This window comes from Vibrio sp. H11, assembly GCF_004804295.1.
Classification (GTDB): Bacteria; Pseudomonadota; Gammaproteobacteria; order Enterobacterales; family Vibrionaceae; genus Vibrio; species Vibrio ostreae.
The window spans coordinates 149712-175121 of record NZ_SSHN01000002.1; the positions used below are offsets into that span (position 1 = coordinate 149712).

The following is a 25410-nucleotide window of genomic DNA, read 5'->3' on the forward strand; positions in this document are numbered from 1 at the left end:
CGTTGCAAGAGAATACAGAGATCACTCAAGGAGCAAATAATGCTAATTTTGACTCGCCGTGTTGGCGAAACACTCATGATCGGTGACGAAGTGACAGTGACTGTGCTGGGCGTAAAAGGTAACCAGGTACGTATCGGTGTGAATGCTCCAAAAGAAGTATCGGTACACCGTGAAGAAATCTACATGCGCATTCAAGCGGAAAAGGGTAATGGTAACGTTGCATCAGGCAACTACTGATTATCAGAGAAGGGCCGGCAATTTTGCCGGCCTTTTTTGTCGTGTTTTTTATCGGGATAGGGGGATTTGAATGGTGAAAGTTCAAATTCCCGGCGCTTTGGTTAAATAGCCAACGCTTAAGCAGTTTTTTATTATTTTTGCCAAGAAAGTGTTTGACATATTTTTGGTAAAACGTAATATGAGCCCCCGCAAGACGGTGAGGTGGCCGAGAGGCCGAAGGCGCTCCCCTGCTAAGGGAGTATGCGGTTTGTAGCCGCATCGAGGGTTCGAATCCCTCCCTCACCGCCATTCTTGCGACGCTTAATTTTAGCATGTTAAGTGAAATGCGCGTCCGTAGCTCAGCTGGATAGAGTACCTGGCTACGAACCAGGCGGTCAGAGGTTCGAATCCTCTCGGACGCGCCATATTCCTGCGGGAATATGCAAGGTTCTCTTGGAACATAAGTTCTTTGAGAAGAAAAGTGGTGAGGTGGCCGAGAGGCCGAAGGCGCTCCCCTGCTAAGGGAGTATGTGGTTTGTAGCCGCATCGAGGGTTCGAATCCCTCCCTCACCGCCATTTCTTGACCTTAGGTCAATTTTTTATTCCAAAAGAATAAAAACGTGATATGGTTCACGCCTCAAAACGTGATACACTTCACACACTGCGCGCTCGTAGCTCAGCTGGATAGAGTACCTGGCTACGAACCAGGCGGTCAGAGGTTCGAATCCTCTCGAGCGCGCCACTATTTTTAAGCTTCTGATTTATCAGGAGTCGATTGCAGAAGCGGGATTTCTCGCTGCTACAGTCAAGCCTGCGCGTCCGTAGCTCAGCTGGATAGAGTACCTGGCTACGAACCAGGCGGTCAGAGGTTCGAATCCTCTCGGACGCGCCACTTTTCAGTTTGAAAAGTTACTCAGGTTTTATCCTGAACTGCTTTTTGAACCGAACTTCTGGTACAGAAGTATTGGGAAGGGTATTGCCCTGTTTATCTTTGGTTTATCCGCCATTGATAACAAACATTGCGCGCTCGTAGCTCAGCTGGATAGAGTACCTGGCTACGAACCAGGCGGTCAGAGGTTCGAATCCTCTCGAGCGCGCCACTATTTTTAAGCTTTTGATTTATCAAAAGCCGATTGCAGAAGCGGGATTTCTCGCTGCTACAGTCAAGCCTGCGCGTCCGTAGCTCAGCTGGATAGAGTACCTGGCTACGAACCAGGCGGTCAGAGGTTCGAATCCTCTCGGACGCGCCACTTTTCAGTTTGAAAAGTTACTCAGGTTTTATCCTGAATCGCTTTTTGAACAGAGCTTCTGTTTACAGAAGCAATGTGAAGGGCATTGCCCTGTTTATCTTGGCTTTATTTGCCATCGATAACAAAAATTGCGCGCTCGTAGCTCAGCTGGATAGAGTACCTGGCTACGAACCAGGCGGTCAGAGGTTCGAATCCTCTCGAGCGCGCCACCTTTCTAAAGCCCTGCATTCGTGCGGGGCTTTTTTGTTTACATTCCATTAGCATTTTGTCTATTCTTTATTTACAACTCTTTGTTTTTACAAAGCGAGTTGCCACTTTATTAACCGCATCTCAATTTTCATTCCGATTATCTACTAACCTCGTCATATTCGGCACATAACTGAGCGAGTAAATCGCAGATTGCATGACATTTTGTGATTTTTGTGACGAATCTTACGCTGATTTTGTGGCAAGCCTTAAAGAGTGGTGTGAACTAAATTGACAATTTTTCACCACAATTGATAATCCTTGTTCACATATTGCTGCGTCTTTATACGTATGCGATATATGTTGTCAGGATGACACTGAAAGGAAGCAAAATGACAAATATCGGAAGCCTGCTAGTTGATGCGGCCACCCTGATGGTTACAGGGATGACGGTCGTATTTCTATTCCTCACCATTTTGGTTTATCTCGTTCGGTTAATGTCTAAATGGGTACCACAAGAAGTACCTCAGCCGATCGTATCCAAGTCCCCAGCGAAAAAAATGCAACCCGCCTCTGCTGCTGTCAGCCCTCAGGTTGTGGCTGCGATTTCCGCTGCTGTACACCAACACCGTACTTCAGCGGCGAAGTAGTCAGAATTTAAAAGGAGTTTATAAGCATGTCTAAACCACTCGCTATTACCGATGTGGTCCTTCGTGACGCACATCAATCCCTGTTCGCGACGCGTATGCGTATCGAGGATATGTTACCGATCGCTGCCGAACTGGACAAAGTGGGCTACTGGTCGCTGGAGACTTGGGGCGGCGCCACCTTCGATGCCTGTATCCGTTATCTGGGTGAAGATCCGTGGCAGCGTCTGCGCGCGCTGAAACAAGCGATGCCGAATACGCCGATGCAGATGCTGCTGCGTGGTCAGAACCTGCTTGGTTACCGTCACTACGCCGATGACGTGGTGGAAAAATTTGTTGAACGTGCCCATGCCAACGGCATGGATGTGTTCCGTATCTTTGATGCGATGAACGATGTACGTAACTTCGAGAAGGCGGTGAAAGCCACGATTGATGTCGGCGGTCATGCCCAGGGCACCATGTCTTATACCACCAGTCCGGTGCATAACATCGAGACCTGGGTTGACCTGGCCAAGCGCCTGGAAGATCTCGGCTGTCACTCGCTGTGTATCAAAGATATGTCCGGTCTGCTCAAGCCGTATGAAGCGGATGAACTGATCCGCCGTATTAAGGCCTCGTGTGATGTGCCGCTGGCGCTGCACTGCCATGCCACGACTGGTCTGTCGACCGCAACCGCGATTAAAGCGGTTGAAGCCGGTATCGATATTCTGGATACCGCGATCTCCTCCATGAGCCAGACTTACGGCCACACCCCGACTGAAACCGTGGTGGCGATGCTGGAAGGCACAGAGCGCGATACCCAGCTGCAACTGGAAAAACTGGCGCCGATTGCGGCCTACTTCCGTGAAGTGCGCAAAAAATACGCTCAATTCGAAGGTCAGCTGAAAGGGGTCGATTCACGTATCCTGATTGCCCAGGTTCCGGGCGGGATGCTGACTAACATGGAAAGCCAGCTTAAAGAGCAGGGCGCGTCTGATCGTATGGACGAAGTGCTGCAGGAGATCCCGCGTGTGCGTCAGGATCTCGGTTATATCCCGCTGGTGACACCCACCTCGCAGATCGTCGGCACTCAGTCGGTGATCAATGTGCTGACCGGTGAGCGCTACAAGAGCATCACCAAAGAGACGGCTGGTGTGCTGAAAGGCGAATACGGTGCGACGCCGGCCGAGGTCAATGCTGAGCTGCAAAACCGCGTGCTGGAAGGCGCTGAGCCGATTACCTGCCGCCCGGCTGATCTGCTCAGTGATGAGCTGGATAACCTGACCAGTGAGCTGCAGGTTAAAGCGAAAGCCAACGGTATCCGACTGGCGGATGAGCAGGTGGATGATGTACTGACTTACGCCTTATTCCCGCAAGTTGGCCTCAAGTTTCTTACCAATCGCGGCAATCCGGATGCGTTTGAACCGGCACCAGGCAGTGAGCCAGCGCCTGCTGCGCCTTCATCTGCGCCTGCGGCATCTGCCGGTAAGATTGAAACTTACAGCGTGAAAGTGGACGGTCAGGTCTACAACGTCGAAGTCGGGCCGCAGGGCCAACTGACGTCGGTCTCTCCGGCAGCAGCACCGGCGGCGGCCGCCCCGGTCGTCGCGGCGCAGGATGCCGAATCGATTCCGGCACCGCTGGCCGGCAATATCTTCAAAATCAATGTCCATGCCGGCAGCGAAGTCGCCGAAGGCGATATTCTGGTGGTACTGGAAGCGATGAAGATGGAAACCGAAATTCGCGCCGCACGCGGCGGTGTGGTGCAGGAGCTGCTGGTCAAAGAGGGTGACTCTGTGACTGTCGGCGCACCTCTGATCAGCCTGGCGTAAGGGAGAACCATGGACGGATTAATGACCCTGTGGCTGGAAACCGGCATTGCCAACTTCCAGTTTGGCCAGATCATCATGATTCTGGTCGGCTGCCTGCTGCTGTTTCTGGCGATCAGTAAAGGCTTTGAGCCTTTGCTGTTGCTGCCGATTGGCTTTGGTGCGGTGCTGGCCAACATTCCTAACGCCGGATTTACCGAGCCGGGCGGCCTGTTGTACTACGTCTACCATATCGGTATTGAGTCGGGTGTCTTCCCGCTGCTGATTTTTATGGGCGTTGGTGCGATGACCGACTTTGGCGCTTTGATCGCCAACCCGAAAACCCTCTGGCTTGGCGCAGCGGCGCAGCTGGGTATTTTCGCCACGCTGTTCGGGGCGATTTTGCTCAACTATGTGCCGGGCATGGAGTTCACCATGGCCGATGCGTCGTCAATCGCGATTATCGGTGGTGCGGACGGCCCGACGGCGATTTTCCTCGCCAGTCAGTTGTCGCCGGATCTGCTCGGTGCGATTGCGGTAGCGGCGTACAGCTATATGGCGCTGGTGCCGATTATTCAGCCGCCGATCATGAAAGCGCTGACCACGCCAGAAGAGCGTCAGATCAAAATGGCGCAGCTGCGTCATGTCGGTAAAGCGGAAAAGATCCTTTTCCCGCTGATGGTACTGCTGATGACGATTCTGTTCCTGCCGGCGGCGACGCCGCTGGTCGGTATGTTCTGTCTGGGTAACCTGATGCGTGAAGCGGGCGTGGTCGAGCGTTTATCGAAAACGGCGCAGAACGAGCTGATCAACATAGTGACCATTTTTCTTGGCCTGGGTGTCGGATCTAAACTGCAGGCAGACAAGTTCCTCAACCTGGAGACGCTGGGTATCCTGGCGCTGGGTGCGGCGGCATTCAGTATCGGTACTGCCGGTGGCGTACTGATGGCGAAGCTGCTCAACAAGTTTTCCAAAGAGGACATCAACCCGCTGATTGGCGCGGCCGGTGTATCGGCAGTACCGATGGCAGCGCGGGTGGTCAACAAAGTCGGTCTGCAGGCCAATCCGCAGAACTTTTTGCTGATGCATGCCATGGGGCCCAACGTGGCCGGGGTATTGGGTTCGGCAGTTGCCGCGGGTGTGTTGCTGGCGCTGGTCGGTTAACTCAAGGCCAAATTGCGAAGCCCGTATTCACGGTCGCAGATAATTTGGTATATATTCAAAGGGATGCTTCGGCATCCTTTTTTCATTTCGCCCACAGGCTCAAGGAAAGGACATGGACAACAAGCAGATTGTAATTACCCGATTTGGCGGGCCGGACGTGCTCGCCATTCAATCATCCGCGCTACCCGAGCCGCAGGCCGGCGAAGTATTGGTTAAGGTTGCCTTTGCCGGCGTGAATCCGATTGACGTGAAAACCCGGGCCGGGCTTGGCTGGGCCGCCGCGCAGAATAAAGACAATCTGCCTTGGGTGCCGGGTTATGATATTTCCGGCTCTGTGGTCAAAGTCGGCGAAGGTGTCAGCGCTCTGCAGCCGGGCGCGAATGTGGCGGGCTTTATCGGCTTTCCGCTGCGTGGCGGTGGTTACAGTCAGTATGTGTGCGTGCCGCAAAGTGAGCTGAGTGTGGTGCCGGATGCGGTCACACTCGAAGCCGCGGCGGTGTTACCGCTGGCCGGACAAACCGCCGCTCAGGCGCTGAGCAAAGCCGAAGTGAAAGAAGGTGAACGAGTGCTGATCCTGGCCGGGGCCGGCGGCGTCGGTCATCTGGCGGTGCAAATCGCCATTGCGGCCAAAGCCGAAGTGTATACCACCTGCAGTGAAGGTAACCTGGATTACCTTGCCACCTTAGGCGCGCATGCGATTAACTACAATTTCGAGCCGGTGTCACAGCGTCTGCAGGATGTGGATGTGCTGATTGACCTGGTCGGCGGCGATGCGGCGCTGGATGCGCTCAAGTGTCTGAGCGATGACGCGCGGGTGGTCACTGTGCCGACGTTAAGCGCCGAGCTGATTTGTGAAAAAGCCAAGCTGCTTGGCTTTAATGCCACCGGTATGCTGGTTGACCCCAATCCGCAGCAACTCGATACCATGCTGTACATGGTCAGTGTCGGCTTGTTGAAAACCGAAATTCAGCACGTCTATCCGCTGACCGAGGCGGCGCAGGCCCACATTCAGCTTGAGTCTGGCCATACCCGGGGCAAGGTACTGCTTGATATGCAATGCTAGAGTGGATTAACTCTGGCTTTTCCCAACTGATTCCCCTGTTTGCAGACTCCGCCCTGTGGGTGCTGTTCTGGGGCGGGTTTCTCAGTGCAACTCTACTGCCCGGCGGCTCCGAAGCCGCCGTGGTTGCAACCTTATCTCTTCCGCAATACTCGCCAATCATGATTGTTCTGGTGGCAACACTGGGCAATACCCTGGGTGGTATGACAAACTACTGGCTTGGTTTGTGGCTGCCAAATCGAACTGATCAGGAAAAGCAGGGTCATAAAGCTTTAGCCTGGCTGCATAAACACGGCTACTGGGCTCTGCTGCTGAGCTGGTTACCGATTATCGGTGATCCGCTCTGCCTGGCGGCTGGCTGGCTTCGTATGCACTGGTTTTTGGTCGCCTTACTGACTCTGATTGGCAAAGCCGCACGTTATTCTTTGCTGGCTGCTGTTTTTTATGGTTTTTTCTAAGGATATGTCATGAGAAAAATCTGGATTGGTGTCGTTTCTCTTATCGCCATTTATGGCTGTACCTCAACGAACACCCCAACATCGCTTTTCTCATCTCTGCCTTCCGGCGTCACTCTTGTTGAACAAGAGGATGCACAGCCGGGAAAAGTGATGATCCCTTATTCAAAGTACCGCCTGGCCAACGGCCTGACGGTGATTCTTTCGCCGGATCACTCCGATCCGCTGACTCACGTTGATGTGACTTACCACGTCGGTTCGGCGCGTGAAGTTCCGGGCAAATCCGGCTTTGCCCATTTCTTTGAGCACATGATGTTCCAGGGCTCGAAACATGTGGCGGATCAGGAACATTTTCGTCTGATCACCGAAGCGGGTGGCTCGCTCAATGGCTCGACCAACCGCGACCGCACCAACTACTACGAGACTGTGCCGGCCAATCAGCTGGAAAAAGTGCTGTGGCTGGAGTCCGACCGGATGGGCTTTTTGCTCGACGCCGTCTCGCAGCGTAAGTTCGAGATTCAGCGCGACACAGTGAAAAACGAACGCGCGCAAAATTACGACAACCGCCCGTATGGTTTGATCTGGGAGAAAATGGGCGAAGCCATGTATCCCAAAGGCCATCCTTATTCGTGGCAGACGATTGGCTATGTTGAGGATCTCGACCGGGTCGATGTTAATGACCTGAAAGCTTTCTTCCTGCGCTGGTACGGCCCGAACAATGCGGTGCTGACGATCGGTGGTGATATCGATGTCAAACAGACGCTGCAGTGGGTCAATAAGTACTTCGGTTCTATCCCGCGCGGTCCGGAAGTGGATAAGGCGCCGAAACAGCCGGCGATTGTGCCGCAGGACCGTTATGTCACCATGCAGGATCGCATTCAGCAACCTATGGTCGTGATCGGCTGGCCGACCAGCTACCGCGGCTCGGATGATCAGGCGTCACTGGATGCGCTGGCCAAGGTGCTGGGCGGCGGAACTAACGGCTTGCTGTATCAGAACCTGGTCAAAACCCAGAAAGCGGTCGACGCCGGTGCGTTCCAGGAATGTGCTGAGCTGGCGTGCAACTTTTATGTTTACGCCATGGCACCGTCCGGCGATAAGGCGCAGCTTAAACCGCTTTATCATGAGCTGATGCAGACGCTGCAGCAATTTGAGCAGCAGGGTGTGCCTGAAGGTCGTCTTGATCAGATCAACGGCATGGCGGAGGCCAATGCGGTATTTGCGCTGGAAAGTGTCCAGGGTAAGGTGACTCAGCTGGCCAGCAATGAAACCTTCTATGGTCAGCCGGATCGGATTGAAACCCAGCTTGAGCAGTTGCGCGCGGTGTCGCCGCAATCGGTCAAGGATGTCTATCAGCGTTATCTTGATGGTCAACATAAAGTGACCCTGAGTGTGGTGCCGCGCGGGAAAACCGAGCTGGCGGTGCAGCCAGACAACTTCACTCCGCCGGCACGCGAGCTGCCTGAGTATCACAAAATCAGCGATGACGAGCTCAACTACCGCACAGTTGATGACGACTTTGACCGTTCGGTGATGCCGCAAGTGGCCGAGGCGGTACAGGCGCATATGCCGGCGCTGTATGAGCTGTATTTTGATAATGGCGCTGAACTGCTCGGCACCGAGACTTCAGAAACCCCGACCGTGCTGGTCAAAATCAAGCTGCCGGCCGGTGAGCGCCATGTCGAGAGCGGGAAAGAAGGGCTGGCCAATCTGACCGCGGCGATGCTGGAGGAAGGCTCTACTAAGCGCAGTGTGGAACAGATCCAGGCTGAACTGGATAAACTCGGGTCGCAGGTCAGCGTTAATGCCAATTCCTATTCGACCAGCATCGTGATTTCGAGCCTGAAGAAAAATCTACCGCAGACGCTGGATGTGGTGTCGGAAGTGCTGTTCCATCCCGGCTTCCGCGCCGAAGACTTTGCCCGTATCAAGCAGCAGATGATTGAAGGCGTGGTGTATCAGCACCAGCAGCCGGGCTGGCTGGCTTCCCAGGCCACCCGTCAGGTGCTGTTTGGTGATTCGGTGTTTGCCCGCACCAGTGACGGGACCAAACAGTCGATTGCTGCGCTGACGCTGGATGATGTCAAAGGTTTCTACCAGCAGCATTACACCCCGCAAGGCGCGCAGATTGTGGTGGTGGGCGATATCAGCAAACGTGAAGTGCGTCGTGAGCTGCATTTCTTCGCCGACTGGAAAGGTGAGGTGTCGCCACTGCTGCGCCCGCAGGTGATCCCGACACTCAACGGTCAGAAAGTGTATCTGGTTGATAAACCGGGCGCGCCGCAAAGCATCGTGCGTCTGGTACGGCGCGGTCTGCCGTTTGACGCCACCGGTGAGCTGTACCGCAGCCAGTTGGCTAACTTTAATCTCGGCGGTAACTTTAACAGCCGCATTAACCAGAACTTGCGTGAAGACAAAGGTTACACCTACGGCGCGAACGGCTATTTTGCCAGCAACCGTGAAGTCGGCGCGATTGTCTATAATGCTCAGGTGCGTGCGGATTCAACTGTGCCGTCGATCATCGAAATGGAAAAAGAGATGAGCCGCTTCAGCCAGCAGGGTATGACGGAGAAAGAGCTGCAGTTTATGCGCCTGGCGGTGGGCCAGCAGGATGCGCTGAACTATGAAACACCGTCACAGAAAGCGCAGCTGCTGAGCAGTATCCTGACCTACAATCTCGATCGCGATTATCTGCAGCAGCGCAATGAGATCGTGAAGGATATCGATAAATCGACCCTGGATGATTTGGCCGCCAAATGGTTCAATCCGGATGATTACCAGATCATAGTGGTCGGCGATGCCAAAACACTCAAACCTGAACTGGAAAAGTTAACAATTCCCGTAGAAGAGCTTGAAATCATCCGCTAGAGTACACATAACACAGGAGGCGAAGTTTACGCCTCCTGTTGCAAACATGGTGGATTACGGGCTACCTTATCGGTCCCGCGTATAATCGACGCTGTTTTGTGTTGCGGAGTTAGCTCAGCTTCATTTGGATTATCACACACATAAGCGAATCTCATTTTGACTAATTTTGCCGCGCGACTTACCAAAGTCGCTCAACAACCTGAAGTGTTTCAACAGTTTGGCCGAGGCGTTGAACGTGAAACGCTGCGTTATACTCCGGATGGAGCTATCGCACAGACGCCTCATCCAACAGCACTGGGTTCGGCACTGACCAACAACTGGATCACGACGGATTTCGCTGAGCCTTTGCTTGAGTTCATCACCCCGGTGTCGAACCAGGTGCCTGTCCTGATGTCCCAGCTGGCTGATATCCATCATTTTGCCCAGAGCAAAATGGGTGAAGAGAAGCTGTGGCCGATGTCGATGCCATGTTATGTCGGCAGTGAAGATGACATCGAACTGGCGCAGTATGGCCGCTCCAACAGTGGCCGCATGAAAACACTCTACCGTACCGGTCTGAAACGCCGTTACGGCAGCCTGATGCAGATCATTTCAGGCGTGCATTTTAATTTCTCGTTCCCGGATTCGTTCTGGGATGCATTGTATGGTGAACAGGATGACGAGCAGCGTCAGGCGACCAAGTCCGATGTTTACTTTGCCGTGATCCGTAACTACTACCGCTTTGGCTGGCTGATCCCGTATTTCTTCGGTGCCTCGCCGGCCTTGTGCTCCTCTTTTCTGCGTGGCCGCGAAAGTAAGCTGCCGTTTGAGAATATCGGTCAGACTCTGTATCTGCCTTACGCCACTTCGCTGCGTCTGAGCGATCTGGGTTACACCAATAATGCGCAGAGTGCGCTGAAAATTGGTTTTAACAGCATTGAGCAATACCTGCAGGGCCTTAACCAGGCGATTCGCACGCCTTCTGACGAGTTTGCCAAGCTGGGCGTGAAAGTGGACGGTGAATACCGTCAGCTCAACAGCAATGTACTGCAGATTGAGAACGAACTCTATGCGCCAATCCGTCCGAAACGGGTGGCGAAAAGCGGTGAGAAACCGTCCGAAGCGCTTGGTCGCGGCGGGGTGGAATACATCGAAGTGCGTTCACTGGACGTCAACCCGTTCAGCCCGGTGGGGATCACTGAGCAGCAGGTGCGTTTCCTCGATCTGTTCCTGACCTGGGCGGCATTGTCTGATTCCGACCCGATGGATGGCTGTGAGCTGGAATGCTGGCGTGACAACTGGAGCAAAGTGGTACTGGAAGGGCGCAAGCCGGGTCTGGAACTGCAGATCGGTTGTCATGGTGAAAAATTGTCGCTGCAAAGCTGGGCCAAACGTGTGTTTGCCGATTTGGCGCAGATTGCTGAGTTGATGGATGCGGCCCAGGGCGGCAGTGCCTATCAGGATGTGTGTCGTGAGCTGCAAGGCTGGATCGACCATCCGGAGCGTACCTTGTCAGCGCAAATCCTGGCGATGACCAAACAGATGGGCGGCCTGGGTAAAACCGGCTGCGCGCTGGGGCTGAAGTACCGTCAGCACAACCTCGACCATCAATATGAAGTGTATTCACAACAGGTGATGGAACAGGAAGTGGTGCGTTCGGTTGCGGCTCAGGCTGAGATTGAACAGCAGGACGAGCTCAACTTCGATGCCTTTCTGCAACACTACTTTGCCTACCTGAAATAAGCGGCCGGGCACTGCGATGAGAAAAGGTTTCCAGTTAGCGGTTCTTGCCAGTGCCGGAATGCTGGCCGGGTGTGCGACATCGCCACCGGCCCAGCAGAATAATCTGTGCGAGATTTTCCGTGAGTATCCGGACTGGTACGAAGATGCGCTGGCGATGGAAAAAGAGTGGGGCACGCCGATGCAAATTGCGATGGCGTTCGTCAAACAAGAAAGCAGTTTCCGTCATGATGCCAAACCACCGAAAGATTACCTGCTCGGCTTTATTCCCTGGGGCCGGGTCAGCAGTGCATATGGTTATGCCCAGGCTCAGGATCCGGCCTGGGACGATTTTCAGGATGCGACCGATTATGGCGGCTCGCGCACCAATTTTGATGATGCGCTGATGTTTATTGGCTGGTATACCAGCGAAACTCAGCGTACGCTTGGGGTCTCGAAATGGGATACCTATCATCAGTATCTCGCCTATCATGAAGGACGGGGCGGATTTAAACGTAAAACCTATCAGTCGAAGCCCGCATTACAACGTGTGGCGCGCAAGGTTGAACAACAAGCCAATGATTATGGATGGCAACTGAAACAGTGCCGTCAGGAATTAGAAGATAACCGCAGCTGGTTTTTCTAAGCTGGCCTGCAAGGGAGAGACAAACATGCCATTATTAGACAGCTTTACCGTAGACCACACTCGCATGAGTGCGCCGGCGGTACGTGTGGCCAAGACCATGCAAACACCAAAGGGCGATACCATCACGGTATTTGACCTGCGTTTCACCCTGCCGAATCAGGATATTCTGTCAGAGCGTGGTATCCATACGCTGGAGCACCTGTATGCCGGCTTTATGCGTGCCCATCTTAATGGGGCTAACGTCGAAATCATCGATATCTCGCCAATGGGCTGTCGCACGGGTTTCTATATGAGCCTGATTGGTGCGCCAAGCGAAGACCAGGTTGCAAGCGCGTGGCTGGCAGCGATGCAGGATGTACTGAAAGTCGAAGGTCAGGATAAAATCCCTGAGCTGAACGAGTACCAGTGCGGTACCGCAGCGATGCACTCACTGACCGAAGCGAAAGCGATTGCAGAGAAGGTGATTGCGGCCGGTATTTCAGTCAACAAGAACGACGAACTGGCCTTGCCGGAGTCGATGCTGCAAGAGCTGAAAGTGAACTAAGCCCGCGCATGCTGCGTAGCAATGACGGCGCAGTTTACGGGCGGAAAAGCAGTGTGTAGGCGGATAAAAAAGGCTTGGGATTTCCCAAGCCTTTTTTAGTGTCTGAATCTGCCGATTCTCTTTTAAGCGGCCTGCGACTAAGATTTCTTGTTCTTGCGCGGGTGAACGCGCACCAGCTTGATGCGGTTCTCTTCCAGCTCGACAATCTCCATCGGATGACTGGCGACCTTCACGCTCAGGTGGCTGGCCGGGATCTCTTCCAGGTGTTCCAGAATCAAACCGTTCAGGGTGCGCGGACCATCGGTCGGCAGTTTCCACTTCAGGCTCTTGTTGATATCGCGGATATTGGCACTGCCTTCAATCAGGAAGCTACCATCCCCTTGCGGTGTGATCTCATCCGACAGGCTTGGTGCAATCGAAGTAGTAAACTCACCGACGATCTCTTCCAGAATATCTTCCAGCGTGATCAGGCCATTGATATCACCGTATTCGTCGACAATCAGACCGATACGCTCTTTATTGCGCTGAAATTTCAGCAGCTGGACGTTGAGCGGGGTACTTTCCGGAATGAAATAGACTTCATCGGCTGCGCGCAGCAGTGTCTCTTTGGTGAATTCATTTTTCTCCAGCATAAAACGCGATGCTTCACGCAGACGCAGCATACCCACCACTTCATCAATATTGTCACGGTACAACACCACGCGGCCATGCGGCGAGTGGGTCAGCTGACGCACAATCGATTTCCAGTCATCGTTAATGTTGATGCCGGTAATCTCGTTCCGCGGAATCATGATGTCGTTGACGGTGACGTGCTCCAGATCGAGGATCGACAGCAGCATGTCCTGGTGACGGCGTGGGATAAGACCGCCGGCTTCGTTGACCACAGTGCGCAACTCTTCTGAACTGAGCGGGTCGTCACCGCCGTGCTGGGCTGACAGGCCAAGCAGACGGATAAAACCGTTGGTGATGAAGTTGACGAAAATCACCAGTGGTGACAGCAGTTTCATCAGCAGGCTGAGCAGAATACTGCTCGCGTAGGACACCCGTTCCGGATACAGCGCGGCCAGGGTTTTTGGTGTCACTTCGGCAAATACCAGTACCACCAGGGTGAGCACACCGGTAGCGATAGCAACCCCCATGTCGCCGTACAGACGCATGCCGAGAATGGTGGCAATGGCAGAGGCGAGGATGTTGACCAGGTTGTTACCGATCAGGATCAGACCAATCAGACGGTCCGGACGTCCCAGCAGGTTTTCGACCCGCTTGGCCCCTTTGTGGCCGGTATTCGCTAAATGCTTAAGACGGTAGCGGTTAAGCGACATCATGCCGGTTTCTGAACCGGAGAAATAAGCAGATATAACAATGAGACACGCGAGCAGCGCAAATAAGATACCCGTTGATATGTCGTCCAAAACGCTTGGTTTCCTTGTAATGAATTTAGATGATCAGGTTGGCCTGATCCGTTTTTTAATGATGAACTAACGGTCGTTTTAACTATTAATGGCTTAACTGTGGCTGGGTGTCAATCTTCTAACCCGTTGACCTTAGCGCAGAATAATCTCTCTGACAAATCGGCTGCCAAAGTACGCCAACGTCAGTAGTGTCGCCCCTGCGACCGCAAACCAGGTCACTTTGCGCCCGCGCCAGCCACGCTGGTAATGTCCCCACAATAAAATGGAGTAAACAATCCAGGCGATAAAAGACAGCACGCCTTTATGCGCTTTGCCCTGGGCAAACATATCGCCGATAAAGAAAATACCGGTGATCAGGGTGCCGGTCAGCAGCAGGTTACCAATCAGAATAATCTTAAACAGCTGACGCTCAACCATGAGCAGTGGCGGCATATTGGGATTGATACTCAGGCCTTTTTTCTTTTTGAGCTTGTAATCGAGCCATGCCAGCTGCAACGCGTACAGAGCGCCAATCGATAAGGTTGAATAGGAGAAGAGTGCAAACGAGATGTGTACCATCAGCTTAGGATCATTCTCGAGGTGAGTAATAAACGTGCCCGGCAACCAGGTTGCCGCCGACAGGTTGATGGCAGAGAAGCTGTACACCACCGGCAGCAGGAACCACAAACGGGTTTTGAACATCGCGATACTCATTACCAGCGAAATAATAAAGCTGATTAAAGAGGCGACGTTAAGCATGCTCAGGTTCTGGCCGCTGCCGTGCAGAATCAGGTCGCTGAGCAGCCAGGCGTGAAACAACAGTGCCAGTGCGGCGCTGACGAAGACAGCTTTAGCTTTGATGCCGGTCTGGCCGGAAAGGCCGGGTACAATCGTCGCAATTGACAGCAGGTACAAGATGGCGGCAACGATAGCGATAAGGTTATCCATGCTTCTCACAATAATGGTGGACTAAGTGGCGAATTATACCTTGCCTGACCACGATGGGCTACGTTGGATCGTGATCGATTTTGAGAGTTGAGATATAAGAATTTACCCCCACCTTAGGGTTGAGTATCAGTTTTCGTCCCCAAAGGCCGCCACAAGGGAGTCACTGCCTGACAGTGACGCGCAAAATCGCGCTGTGAGCAGCAAAATCCCGCTTCGATGGGCGCAAACCGACAAAGAAACTGACCAGCAACCGCACTATGGGTATGCCTATCCTTTTGGCTAAGGTATACTCAGCGCTATTGATCGCCTAATCGCGAAGAGAAAAGCATGTTTGAGAATTTAACGGATCGATTGTCCAGTACGCTGAAGAATATCAGCGGAAAAGGACGTCTTACAGAAGACAATATTAAAGAGACGCTGCGTGAAGTTCGCATGGCGTTGCTGGAAGCGGATGTCGCTCTGCCGGTTGTGCGTGAGTTTGTCGCCCGTGTGAAGGAAAATGCGGTTGGGGTTGAGGTGTCTAAATCTCTCACTCCGGGCCAGGAATTCATCAAGATCGTTCGCAATGAACTTGAAGCGGTCATGGGGGAGTCCAATGAAGCACTGAATCTGGCGGCGCAGCCACCGGCAGTGATTCTGATGGCGGGTCTGCAGGGTGCCGGTAAAACCACTTCGGTCGGTAAACTGTCGAAACTGCTCAAAGAGCGTGACAAGAAGAAAGTGCTGGTGGTCTCGGCGGACGTGTATCGCCCGGCGGCGATCAAACAGCTCGAGACCCTGGCAACCGACCTGGGGGTCGATTTCTTCCCGTCTTCTGCTGACCAGAAGCCGATTGATATCGCCAACGCGGCAATTGATCACGCGAAGAAAAAATTCTACGACGTTCTGATCGTCGATACCGCCGGTCGTCTGGCTATCGATGAACAGATGATGGCGGAAATCAAGCAACTGCATCAGGCGATCACGCCGGTGGAAACCCTGTTTGTGGTCGATGCGATGACAGGTCAGGATGCGGCCAATACCGCCAAAGCGTTTGGTGATGCACTGCCGCTGACCGGTGTGATTCTGACCAAAGTCGATGGTGATGCCCGTGGTGGTGCAGCGCTGTCGGTGCGTCATATTACCGGTAAGCCGATTAAATTCCTCGGTGTTGGTGAGAAGACCGATGCGCTGGAGCCTTTCCACCCGGATCGCGTGGCGTCACGTATTCTGGGCATGGGCGATGTGCTGTCGCTGATCGAAGATCTGCAGCGCAATGTCGACCAAGAGAAAGCGGAAAAACTGGCCAAGAAGTTCAAAGAGAAGAAAGGCTTCGATCTGGAAGACTTCCGCGAACAGCTGGGTCAGATGCAGAACATGGGCGGCATGATGGGTATGCTGGATAAGCTGCCGGGCATGAACAAGCTGCCAACCGACATCAAAGATAAAGTTGATGACCGTATGTTCAAGCAGATGGAAGCCATCATCAGTTCGATGACGATGAAAGAGCGTGAGCGTCCGGAGCTGATTAAAGGTTCGCGTAAAAAACGGATTGCAGCCGGTTCCGGTACTCAGGTACAGGATGTCAACCGTCTGCTCAAACAGTTCACCCAGATGCAGAAGATGATGAAGAAGATGCAAAAGGGTGGCATGAAAGGCATGATGCGCAACATGCAAGGCATGATGGGCGGCATGGGTGGCGGTGGCGGCGGTTTCTTCGGTCGCTAGCACGGATAGTCTGCAGCCGGGGCAGACAGTTGGCTTGAACGGGTGAAAACCGGCTCAGGCCAGCAGGTTGGTTAAATGCAGTCGCCCGTCATCAGTGCGCTTCTGCAGCTAAGTTTCAAACTGTTAGCCAGCTCACGGTATTTTATCCCCACTTCTGGTGGCGAAAAAATAGCTAAAACCCTTGCAATGCCCCGGAATAAGAGTAAAATTCCGGGGCTTTATTTTGGCACGAGACCCCAAGCCGTTTTTGATAAAATGGTTACTGGGGTTAATTTTATTTTTGAGAAAGCAAAGAGGACGACATGGTAACCATTCGTTTGGCACGTCACGGCGCTAAAAAGCGTCCATTCTATCAAATCGTTGTTGCTGACAGCCGCAACGTTGCAACTGGCCGTTTCATCGAGAAAGTAGGTTTCTTCAACCCTACAGCTCAAGGTCAAGAAGAAGGCCTGCGCCTGGATCTGGATCGCGTGAACCACTGGGTTTCACAAGGCGCTTCAGTTTCTGACCGCGTAGCTAAGCTAGTTAAAGACGCTCAAAAAGCGGCTTAATTCTTACTTTAGTAAGAAGTAATTAGTTTATGTCGATGAAAGGCAAAGAAACAATGAGTGAGCAAAGCGAAAAGATTGTTGTAGGCAAGTTTGGTGCTTCTTATGGCATTCGTGGCTGGCTTAAAGTTTTTTCCTATACAGACAATGCTGAAAGCATTTTCGATTACAGTCCGTGGTTCGTGAACCACAAGGGCGAATGGGTTGAGTACAAAGTAGAAAGCTGGAAGCGCCATAACAAAGGTATGGTGGCTAAGTTGGAAGGGCTTGAAATCCGTGAAGACGCAAACCTGCTGACTAACTTAGAAATTGCTATCAACCCGGCATCTCTGCCTGAATTGTCAGAAGACGAGTTCTACTGGCGGGAATTGTTCGGTATGAAGGTGTTCACGACGAAAGGTTACGACCTTGGTGAAGTGGTGGACATGCTAGAAACCGGTTCGAACGATGTTCTGGTAGTGAAAGCAAATCTGAAAGATGCTTTTGGCCAAAAGGAACGATTGATTCCGTTCCTTGAAGAGCAAGTGATCAAGCAGATTGATCGCTCAGCTCAACGGATCGAAGTTGACTGGGATCCTGCGTTCTAAACTCGAAACGATAAGGCGAAGAACACATGTGGGTTGGCATAATTAGCCTATTTCCTGAAATGTTCCGCAGCGTTACCGATTTCGGAGTAACAGGTCAAGCGGTTAAAAAAGGGTTGTTGTCAGTTGAGACCTGGAATCCTCGTGATTTCACTCATGACAAACGTCGCACTGTCGATGATAAACCCTACGGTGGCGGCCCTGGCATGTTAATGATGGTTCAGCCTTTGCGCGATTCCATCCATGCTGCGAAACACGCTGCACCGGGAAAGACGAAAGTCATATACCTCTCGCCTCAAGGTCGAAAACTCGACCAGCAAGGCGTTGAAGAACTGGCAACCAATCAGAATCTGATTCTGATCTGTGGCCGTTATGAAGGGGTAGATGAGCGCATCATACAGTCTGAAGTTGACGAAGAATGGTCAATTGGTGACTTTGTGATGACGGGCGGGGAAATCCCGGCCATGACGTTGATTGATTCGGTCTCACGGTTTATTCCGGGAGTATTGGGAGATTTCGCGTCGGCAGAAGAAGACTCTTTTGCCAATGGCCTGCTGGATTGTCCGCACTATACGCGTCCGGAAGTGTTAGACGGAAAAGAGGTACCTGCGGTACTGAAATCCGGCAATCACGAGGACATTCGTCGTTGGCGACTGAAACAGTCGCTGGGCCGAACTTGGCTGAGAAGACCAGAGCTCCTGGAAAACCTAGCTCTGACTGACGAACAGGAACAATTACTAGCCGAGTACATTAAAGAGACTCACGCTAAGTAACCTATTAAATTTAGTATCAGTTTATTCTAGGAATTTACACAATGAGTAACATCATCAAAGCTCTAGAACAAGAGCAAATGAAACAAGACCTACCTCAATTTGCACCAGGTGACACTGTTGTTGTTCAAGTTAAGGTAAAAGAAGGTGACCGTGAGCGTCTACAGGCTTTCGAAGGCGTTGTAATCGCAATCCGTAACCGTGGTCTGCACTCAGCATTCACTGTACGTAAGATCTCTAACGGTGAAGGTGTTGAGCGTACGTTCCAAACACACTCTCCAGTTGTTGATAGCATTGAAGTTAAACGCCGTGGTGCAGTACGTCGTGCCAAGCTGTACTACCTGCGTGAACTGTCTGGTAAAGCTGCTCGTATCAAAGAGAAGCTTGCTAAGAAGTAATGCTAGAACTCGCGTTCTCATAAAAAACGGAGCCTTTGGGCTCCGTTTTTTTATGCGTTCTTGAATAGGTTCAGGTATTTTTCTCGCTCAGCGTTTTTCTAACGGCTGCAATGCAGTGGCCAGCTTCTGAGCCCATCTGTTTACCTTGTGCCTTGGGTTACCTTGTGCCCATCGGACTTCAGGCTGTTGACCCGGGTTATTCGCGGCTGTCCTCAGCAATCGTGACCGGCACCGTGACCTCTTTGCCTTTGCGCAGCAGGGTAAATTCGACCACAGTGCCCGGACGCAGGTCAGTCACGGTATCCATCACGTTCTGGCGGCCGTTGATCTTCTGGCCGTCGATTTTAAGAATGACATCGCGGATCTGAAAGCCGGCCTTGGCGGCCGGGCCGTTCGGGTCAATGCCCAGTACCACAATCCCGCCGACATGTTCACTGCCGAGCAGCCTTGAGGTCATCGAGTTGATGTCCTGGCCGTCAACGCCGATATAGCCGCGGATGACCCGGCCGTCGGCGATGATCTTGTCCATGATTTTGTGCGCCAGCGCGAACGGAATGGCAAACGAAATGCCGTAAGTCTCAAGCTCGGTTGCCTGCTGGAATGAGGCGGTGTTGATGCCGACCAGTTCGCCCTGAGTATTGACCAGCGCACCGCCTGAGTTGCCTTCATTGATGGCGGCGTCAGTCTGAATAAACGCCTGGCGGCCATCGGCACTGATTGAGGAGCGGCCGGTCGCCGAAATGATGCCGAACGTTGTGGTCTGGCCGAGGTTATATGGGTTACCGATGGCCAGTACCACGTCACCGACTTCAGCCTGGTAGTTCGGGTTTTGCGGGATAACCGGCAGGTTGGTGCCATCGACCCGCAACACAGCGATATCGGTGCGGCGGTCTTTACCGACTAACTGGGCGGCGGCAACACGGCCGTCCTGCAGCGCAACAATGATTTGGTCTGCCTGGGCTACGACATGATAGTTGGTAATGATATAGCCTTTTTCGCTGACAATAACCCCCGAGCCCAGCCCCTGGGTGGAGAGTTTGGATTTGTCACTCTCGGAATATTTACGGCTGTAGATATTGACCACGGCAGGCGCAGCGCGGCGTACGGCCTGATTAAATGAGATTTGCAGTGACGCAATATTGGCTGGTTTGGGCGCCGATGGTGGTATCACGTGCTGACGCAGTGAAGGCACAGCAAACACCACCACAGCAGCGGTGACCAGCCCAAGTCCGACCGAGCGACCCAGAAATTTCAGCATATATTCCCCAAACGGTTAGTCGATGACGAAAATAAAGGTATTCCACGTACGCTGCTCAGGGCCTGATGGTGAGTCAGGGATACAACAGTACCTGCTCGGCATCGCGTGGGTTGGTTCGGTTCTGCCCGGTTTAGTTCGGATAACGATTTCAACGACCTGACTCGCGTTGGGGCAGTTTGGTAACGAATCCGAAGAATAGCATTACCGGCTGAAATAACAAAAGGGCAGCGTAACAAAGCTGCCCTTTTCCTATAAATATATCACTAATAACCAGAATGTTTCTGGTGACAGATCAGGGCGGAGTCTCGCCCTGAAAGCTGACTAGCGAACCACCAGATAAATGGTGCGTTCACCGCGCTGGATATTGAGCGCCAGTACATTGGGGGTTTTCTCCAGAACTTTACGCAGTTCACCGAGGTTTTTCACCCGTTTGCGGTTCACGCCGATGATGATGTCATCTTTTTCGATCTGATAGTTGGCCGCCGGAGAATCTTTCTCCACGCTGGTCACTTTGACCCCTTCTATCGGATCCTGATCGGTGGTATTGCTTAGCTCAGCACCGGTCAGGCCTTCATGCAGTTTATCCGCCTTGGTCTTAGCGTTGCTCTGTTCACCCAGGGTGACATCGAAGCTGCGCGACTTGCCGTCACGCACGATACCCAGTTCAACGGTTTTGCCTGCGCCAAGGGTGGCGACTTTGGCACGCAGCTCAGCAAAGGTGTCGATCTTCTTGCCGTTGACCGAGGTAATGATGTCTCCGGCTTTGATACCGGCTTTATCCGCGGCGCTGTCCGGCAGTACCTGGCTGACAAATGCGCCTTTACTGGAGTCGTAACCTAGTGCCTCGGCCAGTTCAGAGGTGATCTCGCCACCCTGCACGCCGAGCATACCGCGCTTCACTTCGCCGAATTCGAGGATCTGATCGGTGAGGTTTTTCATCATGTTGGCCGGGATGGCAAAGCCGATGCCGACGTTACCGCCGTTCGGGCCGAGAATCGCGGTGTTGATGCCGATCAGTTCACCATTAAGGTTGACCAGCGCGCCACCGGAGTTACCGCTGTTGATCGCGGCATCGGTCTGGATGAAGTTTTCAAAGTTTTCGATGTTGAGGCCACTGCGGCCCAGCGCCGACACAATACCCGACGTGACGGTCTGACCAAGACCAAACGGGTTACCGATCGCGACGGTAAAATCACCGACCCGCAGCTGGTCGGAATCGGCAATCTTAATTTGGGTCAGATTTTTCGCCTTATCGAGTTTGATCAGGGCGATATCGGCCATCTGGTCGCCGCCAACCAGCTCGGCGTCATACTCACGACCGTCATGCAGCTGGACGCGAATTTTTTCCGCGCCGTTAATGACATGGTAGTTAGTGACCACATAGCCTTTGTCGGCGTTGATGACCACACCGGAGCCGAGGCCACGGAACGGGCGTTCCTGTAATTGTTCAGTCGGGAAGTCAGGGCCAAAGAAGAAACGGAACTGGTCTGGAATACGTTGGCGAGAGACTTGAGTGCCTTCAACCGCAATGCTGACCACGGCCGGAGTGACTTTTTCCAGCATCGGGGCCAGGCTGGGAACCTGTTCTCCGTTGACAGATAAAGGCAGGGCGGCGGAGGCCGGTAGTGGGGTGATGATGGAACTTAAGCTTAGAGACAGGACGGTTAAGGCAAGCAAAGGTTTTTTCATCATAAAACTCCTCATAGATTAACGTCTGGCTATTGTGATATTTGTGTCAGGATCTGACATTTCAACAGGCTCAGTGAGGGTTATGACTCAAAAACATGCGTAAAGTTCATTTACTGCACAGCGATGTTTGCGCGCTAAACGATGTTTAACTCATAAACGATGTGTAAGCACTAAACACGGCCTCACCGATAACGCATGCATGACTTAAAAGAAAGCAGTCCTTAAACGAATGCGTCACCGGCCACAAAGGTATGGTGGGCGGTGACGCATGGTGTGGCGCAGATTACCTTCCTACTTGAAGCTGCCGCGGTGCTGGCTGCAACGCCAAGTTGTCTCGGTATAGCAACGTTTATAGAAAACTATGTTTATAGAAAACTATGTTTGTATAAAGCGTATGTTTGTATAAAGCGTATGTATAAAACACGTCTAGATAAAACATTGTTTGCATAAAGCGATATCTCGATAAAACAGTCGCTTCAGCGCACAACCGTTGCGGACGATTAACTCGCTTTGGCACTGACCACTTCAGAAGAGCGGATGATGGCTTTCTCTTCTGGTTTCAGCAGGCCGGTCGCGCCTTGGGCATAATCCTTCGGCGGCTGCTCGAACGTATCGTCACTGCTGGCTGATGAGGTGTCGCTCTCTTTATGCTGGGCAATCTTTTTCACAAACGGATTGTCCTGCTCAGGCAAACTTGGCAGCAGCTCTGACGAGGTGGCAGCCATGTGCTGGTAAAGTTTGGTGTAATCTTTACCGAGTGTATCCAGCATCTCCGCAGCCTGGGCGAAGTGGTCCGCCAGCTCCTGGCGATGCTGTTCAATTTCAAACTTAGCGCTGTCTAAATCTTTCTGTAGGGTCTTCTGGGACTTATATTGAGGGGTCGTCAGGCGAGCAATTACAATCCCTGCAACGAGTCCTACTAGCAAGCCCACAATGGCATATATCCAAGGCATAACTGCTCCTTATTGTTGTTATTTAACATGTTTTTCACTGGTTGGTTACACATGTTCAAGGGACATGTTACTATGAGACTGTTGGCGGATAAAGCAAAAAGCACACCCTTTAACCGTCAGAATTTCCCCCTCATTTTTTTAGCAGACTGTCATGACACCAAAGCAGCGATACGAGCAAGATCTAAAACGATCTGATTTTCAAAGGGATGAAGCGCAGGCGCGCGCGGTTGATGCGTTGGATGCCTTGCATCATCAGGTAATCGATTTCATTAATACCCCAGTGGTACGACCTTCACGCTGGCAAAAGTTACTCGGTAAAAAAGAGGTAGTGCCGAAGCCGCCGCAAGGTCTCTATTTCTGGGGGGGCGTCGGGCGCGGTAAGACCTATCTGATGGATACGTTTTATGAGGCGCTGCCGACCGATAAAAAGATGCGCGTCCACTTCCACCGCTTTATGTATCGGGTACATGATGAACTGAGACAACTGGGTGATGTCGGCGATCCTTTAGAGATCGTGGCAGATAAATTCCGTGATGAGGCGGTGATCATCTGCTTTGATGAATTTTTTGTGTCAGACATCACCGATGCGATGATCCTAGGAACTCTGTTTCAGGCGCTGTTCCTGCGCGGCGTGATCCTGGTCGCCACTTCCAATATTCCGCCGCACGATCTGTATCGCAACGGCTTGCAACGCGCCCGTTTCCTGCCGGCCATCGCCCTGATTGAAGCCAATTGCCATGTGCTGAATGTTGACAGCGGAGTGGATTACCGTTTGCGTACGTTGCAGCAGGCTGAAATTTACCATTATCCGCTTGATGACCAGGCGCGCAGCAATCTGCAGCAATATTACACTCAGTTGGTTGGCCTAGATAAACCTAAAGCGGATCAAATTGAGATCAATCATCGCCGCATTGATGTGCTTGCTGCCAGTGATGGTGTGCTGCATGCCACGTTTGCCCAGTTGTGCCAGACCGCACGCAGCCAGAACGACTATATAGAGATGTCACGTTTGTATCACACGGTGTTGCTGGCGGACGTGGAGCAGATGGGGCGCACCATCGATGACGCGGCACGCCGTTTTATCGCCTTAGTCGATGAATTCTACGAACGGCATGTAAAACTGATAATTTCTGCAGAAGTTGCGCTCGAAGATCTGTATACTGCGGGCCAGCTGGAGTTTGAATTTAAACGTTGTCAGTCAAGGCTGACAGAAATGCAGAGCCATGAATATCTGGCTCGCGAGCATCTCGCGTAATTCATTCCGCTGTACATAGGGCGTCAGCCTGAAAAACATTGGGCGCAAGCCCGAAAAAAAGGGCGCAGGGCTTAAAAAAATGAGTTTTTTAAGCAAAAAGAGGTGATTTTTTCTTCTCTCTTCTCTATAATCCTGCGACCCACCGTTACTGCAGGTCTTTTAAAGGCCGAGAGTGCCACCCACTCGAAGGGGTGATGACTGGGCTCTTAGACAGTGGGAGCGTATACGCTCCTTTAAGTGTAAATTTGATTAAACGGGTTATTATTAGCATGAAAACTTTCGTTGCTAAACCAGAAACTGTAAAACGCGACTGGTACGTTGTAGACGCTGAAGGTAAAACTCTTGGCCGTCTAGCAAGTGAAATTGCATCTCGCCTACGTGGCAAACACAAAGCTGAATACACTCCACACGTTGACACTGGTGATTACATCATCATCGTAAACGCGGAGAAAGTTGCTGTAACTGGTAACAAAGCTAAAGACAAGATGTACCACCGTCACACTGAATTCCCAGGTGGCCTTAAGTCAACTAGCTTCGAGAAGCTGATTGAACGTAAGCCAGAGATGGTACTTGAGCTAGCGGTTAAAGGTATGCTTCCAAAAGGTCCTCTAGGCCGTGCTATGTACCGTAAGCTGAAAGTTTACGCAGGCGCTGAGCACAACCACGCTGCTCAACAACCTAAAGTACTAGACATCTAATCGGGGATTTCGGAAATGGCAGAGAATCAATACTACGGCACTGGCCGTCGCAAAAGCTCAGCTGCGCGTGTTTTCATTAAACCAGGCAGCGGCAACATCGTAATCAACAAGCGTAGCCTTGATGAGTACTTCGGTCGTCCAACTTCTCGCATGGTTGTTAAACAGCCTCTAGAGCTAGTTGAGATGGTTGAGAAACTAGACCTTTACATCACTGTTTCTGGTGGTGGTATTTCTGGTCAGGCAGGTGCTATCCGTCACGGTATCACTCGCGCTCTGATGGAATACGATGAGTCTCTACGTCCTGCTCTACGTGCAGCTGGCTACGTTACTCGTGACGCTCGTCGCGTTGAACGTAAGAAAGTTGGTCTGCGTAAAGCACGTCGTCGTCCACAGTTCTCTAAGCGTTAATCTTTTCACTACGAAAAGAGTCTCGCTTTCCAGCCTGGCTGGATTGTGGATCAAAAAGCCCGGTTTTTACCGGGCTTTTTTGTGTCTGTCATTCAGGACTTTCGCTTTAAATTCAGTTTTTTTAGATAGTTAGCAGCTAATTTGTCAGCAAATAGAACTGTTTTCACTCTTCTCCCGCAGGGCAATGCTGCTCTTTCTCACAGCGTCCTTCTGCCGGTTTTCTCACCCTTCTGCTTCTTTTGTGACCTGACGTGCGAAACGCCGCACTGATGTTAGCAAAAG

The 25410-nt window shown here is 52.2% G+C and carries 23 protein-coding genes and 8 tRNA genes; 26 read left to right on the forward strand and 5 right to left on the reverse strand.

Going from position 1 to position 25410, the window contains the following annotated elements; genetic code table 11:
* The first annotated feature begins 39 nt into the window (after positions 1 to 39).
* From csrA to luxS, 18 genes are all read left to right on the forward strand, one after another.
* Positions 40 to 237 (forward strand): carbon storage regulator CsrA, encoded by a 198-nt coding sequence (csrA, locus tag E6C74_RS03455; protein ID WP_004415691.1) that lies wholly within the window; start codon positions 40 to 42, stop codon positions 235 to 237.
* 195 nt (positions 238 to 432) lie between these two features.
* Positions 433 to 525 (forward strand) — tRNA-Ser (locus tag E6C74_RS03460).
* A 39-nt stretch (positions 526 to 564) separates the two neighbouring features.
* A tRNA-Arg gene (locus E6C74_RS03465) sits at positions 565 to 641 on the forward strand.
* Positions 642 to 699: 58 nt separating this feature from the next.
* Positions 700 to 792: transfer RNA gene (locus E6C74_RS03470), tRNA-Ser, on the forward strand.
* Positions 793 to 881: 89 nt separating this feature from the next.
* Positions 882 to 958, forward strand: a tRNA-Arg gene (locus E6C74_RS03475).
* Positions 959 to 1031: 73 nt separating this feature from the next.
* Positions 1032 to 1108, forward strand: a tRNA-Arg gene (locus E6C74_RS03480).
* Positions 1109 to 1239: 131 nt separating this feature from the next.
* Positions 1240 to 1316: transfer RNA gene (locus tag E6C74_RS03485), tRNA-Arg, on the forward strand.
* Between the two features lie 73 nt (positions 1317 to 1389).
* Positions 1390 to 1466 (forward strand) — tRNA-Arg (locus tag E6C74_RS03490).
* A gap of 132 nt (positions 1467 to 1598) precedes the next feature.
* Positions 1599 to 1675 (forward strand) — tRNA-Arg (locus E6C74_RS03495).
* Positions 1676 to 2044: 369 nt separating this feature from the next.
* Entirely contained in the window at positions 2045 to 2302 is a 258-nt protein-coding gene (locus E6C74_RS03500; RefSeq protein ID WP_136483314.1) for an oxaloacetate decarboxylase subunit gamma, read from the forward strand.
* Positions 2303 to 2328: 26 nt separating this feature from the next.
* Positions 2329 to 4110 carry a sodium-extruding oxaloacetate decarboxylase subunit alpha gene (oadA, locus tag E6C74_RS03505; protein WP_136483315.1) on the forward strand — a complete coding sequence of 594 codons (1782 nt, stop codon included), beginning with the start codon at positions 2329 to 2331 and terminating at the stop codon, positions 4108 to 4110.
* Between the two features lie 9 nt (positions 4111 to 4119).
* Positions 4120 to 5250 carry a sodium ion-translocating decarboxylase subunit beta gene (locus tag E6C74_RS03510; RefSeq protein ID WP_136483316.1) on the forward strand — a complete coding sequence of 377 codons (1131 nt, stop codon included), beginning with the start codon at positions 4120 to 4122 and terminating at the stop codon, positions 5248 to 5250.
* Between the two features lie 112 nt (positions 5251 to 5362).
* Positions 5363 to 6313 carry an NADP-dependent oxidoreductase gene (locus tag E6C74_RS03515; RefSeq protein WP_136483317.1) on the forward strand — a complete coding sequence of 317 codons (951 nt, stop codon included), beginning with the start codon at positions 5363 to 5365 and terminating at the stop codon, positions 6311 to 6313.
* Positions 6307 to 6768 carry a YqaA family protein gene (locus tag E6C74_RS03520; RefSeq protein ID WP_136483318.1) on the forward strand — a complete coding sequence of 154 codons (462 nt, stop codon included), beginning with the start codon at positions 6307 to 6309 and terminating at the stop codon, positions 6766 to 6768. The genes E6C74_RS03515 and E6C74_RS03520 overlap by 7 nt, the downstream gene beginning before the upstream one ends.
* A gap of 9 nt (positions 6769 to 6777) precedes the next feature.
* Positions 6778 to 9633 (forward strand): pitrilysin family protein, encoded by a 2856-nt coding sequence (locus tag E6C74_RS03525; RefSeq protein WP_136483319.1) that lies wholly within the window; start codon positions 6778 to 6780, stop codon positions 9631 to 9633.
* 156 nt (positions 9634 to 9789) lie between these two features.
* Positions 9790 to 11355, forward strand: a complete 1566-nt coding sequence (gshA, locus tag E6C74_RS03530) for a glutamate--cysteine ligase (RefSeq protein WP_136483320.1) — start codon at positions 9790 to 9792, stop codon at positions 11353 to 11355.
* Positions 11356 to 11371: 16 nt separating this feature from the next.
* Positions 11372 to 11977, forward strand: a complete 606-nt coding sequence (locus E6C74_RS03535; RefSeq protein WP_136483321.1) for a hypothetical protein — start codon at positions 11372 to 11374, stop codon at positions 11975 to 11977.
* 25 nt (positions 11978 to 12002) lie between these two features.
* Positions 12003 to 12521 carry an S-ribosylhomocysteine lyase gene (gene luxS, locus E6C74_RS03540; RefSeq protein ID WP_136483322.1) on the forward strand — a complete coding sequence of 173 codons (519 nt, stop codon included), beginning with the start codon at positions 12003 to 12005 and terminating at the stop codon, positions 12519 to 12521.
* Between the two features lie 137 nt (positions 12522 to 12658).
* Here luxS and E6C74_RS03545 read toward each other — a convergent pair whose 3' ends face one another.
* Together E6C74_RS03545 and E6C74_RS03550 are read right to left on the reverse strand one after the other, a co-directional pair.
* Entirely contained in the window at positions 12659 to 13933 is a 1275-nt protein-coding gene (locus E6C74_RS03545; RefSeq protein ID WP_136483323.1) for a CNNM domain-containing protein, read from the reverse strand.
* 132 nt (positions 13934 to 14065) lie between these two features.
* Positions 14066 to 14860 carry an inner membrane protein YpjD gene (locus E6C74_RS03550; RefSeq protein WP_136483324.1) on the reverse strand — a complete coding sequence of 265 codons (795 nt, stop codon included), beginning with the start codon at positions 14858 to 14860 and terminating at the stop codon, positions 14066 to 14068.
* 327 nt (positions 14861 to 15187) lie between these two features.
* Here E6C74_RS03550 and ffh point away from each other — a divergent pair, with 327 nt between their 5' ends.
* The 5 genes from ffh to rplS all read left to right on the forward strand — a co-directional run bounded on the left by ffh (position 15188) and on the right by rplS (position 18867).
* Positions 15188 to 16567 carry a signal recognition particle protein gene (ffh, locus tag E6C74_RS03555; protein ID WP_136483325.1) on the forward strand — a complete coding sequence of 460 codons (1380 nt, stop codon included), beginning with the start codon at positions 15188 to 15190 and terminating at the stop codon, positions 16565 to 16567.
* A 302-nt stretch (positions 16568 to 16869) separates the two neighbouring features.
* Positions 16870 to 17118 carry a 30S ribosomal protein S16 gene (gene rpsP, locus E6C74_RS03560; protein WP_136483326.1) on the forward strand — a complete coding sequence of 83 codons (249 nt, stop codon included), beginning with the start codon at positions 16870 to 16872 and terminating at the stop codon, positions 17116 to 17118.
* Positions 17119 to 17147: 29 nt separating this feature from the next.
* On the forward strand, positions 17148 to 17702 hold the full coding sequence (gene rimM, locus E6C74_RS03565) for a ribosome maturation factor RimM (RefSeq protein WP_136483327.1): 555 nt from the start codon (positions 17148 to 17150) through the stop codon (positions 17700 to 17702).
* A 26-nt stretch (positions 17703 to 17728) separates the two neighbouring features.
* On the forward strand, positions 17729 to 18472 hold the full coding sequence (gene trmD, locus E6C74_RS03570) for a tRNA (guanosine(37)-N1)-methyltransferase TrmD (RefSeq protein ID WP_136483328.1): 744 nt from the start codon (positions 17729 to 17731) through the stop codon (positions 18470 to 18472).
* A 41-nt stretch (positions 18473 to 18513) separates the two neighbouring features.
* A complete protein-coding gene (rplS, locus tag E6C74_RS03575) occupies positions 18514 to 18867 on the forward strand; it encodes a 50S ribosomal protein L19 (protein WP_136483329.1) in 354 nt (117 codons plus the stop codon).
* A 196-nt stretch (positions 18868 to 19063) separates the two neighbouring features.
* On the opposite strand, the gene degS is transcribed toward rplS, so the two are convergent.
* The 3 genes from degS to zapG form a co-directional block, all read right to left on the reverse strand.
* Complete coding sequence (degS, locus tag E6C74_RS03580; RefSeq protein WP_136483330.1) at positions 19064 to 20125, reverse strand: outer membrane-stress sensor serine endopeptidase DegS; 1062 nt, start codon at positions 20123 to 20125, stop codon at positions 19064 to 19066.
* A gap of 321 nt (positions 20126 to 20446) precedes the next feature.
* Entirely contained in the window at positions 20447 to 21814 is a 1368-nt protein-coding gene (locus tag E6C74_RS03585) for a Do family serine endopeptidase (protein WP_136483588.1), read from the reverse strand.
* 500 nt (positions 21815 to 22314) lie between these two features.
* Positions 22315 to 22767 carry a Z-ring associated protein ZapG gene (zapG, locus tag E6C74_RS03590; RefSeq protein WP_136483331.1) on the reverse strand — a complete coding sequence of 151 codons (453 nt, stop codon included), beginning with the start codon at positions 22765 to 22767 and terminating at the stop codon, positions 22315 to 22317.
* A 151-nt stretch (positions 22768 to 22918) separates the two neighbouring features.
* Between zapG and zapE the strand changes: the two genes are divergently transcribed.
* The 3 genes from zapE to rpsI all read left to right on the forward strand — a co-directional run bounded on the left by zapE (position 22919) and on the right by rpsI (position 25128).
* A complete protein-coding gene (gene zapE / locus E6C74_RS03595; RefSeq protein ID WP_136483332.1) occupies positions 22919 to 24022 on the forward strand; it encodes a cell division protein ZapE in 1104 nt (367 codons plus the stop codon).
* A gap of 269 nt (positions 24023 to 24291) precedes the next feature.
* Positions 24292 to 24720: a 50S ribosomal protein L13 gene (gene rplM, locus E6C74_RS03600; RefSeq protein WP_136483333.1), complete on the forward strand. Its 429-nt coding sequence runs from the start codon at positions 24292 to 24294 to the stop codon at positions 24718 to 24720.
* 15 nt (positions 24721 to 24735) lie between these two features.
* Complete coding sequence (rpsI, locus tag E6C74_RS03605; RefSeq protein ID WP_136483334.1) at positions 24736 to 25128, forward strand: 30S ribosomal protein S9; 393 nt, start codon at positions 24736 to 24738, stop codon at positions 25126 to 25128.
* Positions 25129 to 25410: the final 282 nt, after the last annotated feature.

What these genes read in the sequence shown, in the direction of transcription:
- csrA (WP_004415691.1), top strand. Translation starts at nt 40, where the DNA reads ATGCTAATTTTGACTCGCCGTGTTGGCGAAACACTCATGATCGGTGAC.
- E6C74_RS03500 (WP_136483314.1), top strand. Translation starts at nt 2,045, where the DNA reads ATGACAAATATCGGAAGCCTGCTAGTTGATGCGGCCACCCTGATGGTT.
- oadA (WP_136483315.1), top strand. Translation starts at nt 2,329, where the DNA reads ATGTCTAAACCACTCGCTATTACCGATGTGGTCCTTCGTGACGCACAT.
- E6C74_RS03510 (WP_136483316.1), top strand. Translation starts at nt 4,120, where the DNA reads ATGGACGGATTAATGACCCTGTGGCTGGAAACCGGCATTGCCAACTTC.
- E6C74_RS03515 (WP_136483317.1), top strand. Translation starts at nt 5,363, where the DNA reads ATGGACAACAAGCAGATTGTAATTACCCGATTTGGCGGGCCGGACGTG.
- E6C74_RS03520 (WP_136483318.1), top strand. Translation starts at nt 6,307, where the DNA reads ATGCTAGAGTGGATTAACTCTGGCTTTTCCCAACTGATTCCCCTGTTT.
- E6C74_RS03525 (WP_136483319.1), top strand. Translation starts at nt 6,778, where the DNA reads ATGAGAAAAATCTGGATTGGTGTCGTTTCTCTTATCGCCATTTATGGC.
- E6C74_RS03535 (WP_136483321.1), top strand. Translation starts at nt 11,372, where the DNA reads ATGAGAAAAGGTTTCCAGTTAGCGGTTCTTGCCAGTGCCGGAATGCTG.
- luxS (WP_136483322.1), top strand. Translation starts at nt 12,003, where the DNA reads ATGCCATTATTAGACAGCTTTACCGTAGACCACACTCGCATGAGTGCG.
- E6C74_RS03550 (WP_136483324.1), bottom strand. Translation starts at nt 14,860, where the DNA reads ATGGATAACCTTATCGCTATCGTTGCCGCCATCTTGTACCTGCTGTCA.
- ffh (WP_136483325.1), top strand. Translation starts at nt 15,188, where the DNA reads ATGTTTGAGAATTTAACGGATCGATTGTCCAGTACGCTGAAGAATATC.
- rpsP (WP_136483326.1), top strand. Translation starts at nt 16,870, where the DNA reads ATGGTAACCATTCGTTTGGCACGTCACGGCGCTAAAAAGCGTCCATTC.
- rimM (WP_136483327.1), top strand. Translation starts at nt 17,148, where the DNA reads ATGTCGATGAAAGGCAAAGAAACAATGAGTGAGCAAAGCGAAAAGATT.
- trmD (WP_136483328.1), top strand. Translation starts at nt 17,729, where the DNA reads ATGTGGGTTGGCATAATTAGCCTATTTCCTGAAATGTTCCGCAGCGTT.
- rplS (WP_136483329.1), top strand. Translation starts at nt 18,514, where the DNA reads ATGAGTAACATCATCAAAGCTCTAGAACAAGAGCAAATGAAACAAGAC.
- degS (WP_136483330.1), bottom strand. Translation starts at nt 20,125, where the DNA reads ATGCTGAAATTTCTGGGTCGCTCGGTCGGACTTGGGCTGGTCACCGCT.
- E6C74_RS03585 (WP_136483588.1), bottom strand. Translation starts at nt 21,814, where the DNA reads ATGAAAAAACCTTTGCTTGCCTTAACCGTCCTGTCTCTAAGCTTAAGT.
- zapG (WP_136483331.1), bottom strand. Translation starts at nt 22,767, where the DNA reads ATGCCTTGGATATATGCCATTGTGGGCTTGCTAGTAGGACTCGTTGCA.
- zapE (WP_136483332.1), top strand. Translation starts at nt 22,919, where the DNA reads ATGACACCAAAGCAGCGATACGAGCAAGATCTAAAACGATCTGATTTT.
- rplM (WP_136483333.1), top strand. Translation starts at nt 24,292, where the DNA reads ATGAAAACTTTCGTTGCTAAACCAGAAACTGTAAAACGCGACTGGTAC.
- rpsI (WP_136483334.1), top strand. Translation starts at nt 24,736, where the DNA reads ATGGCAGAGAATCAATACTACGGCACTGGCCGTCGCAAAAGCTCAGCT.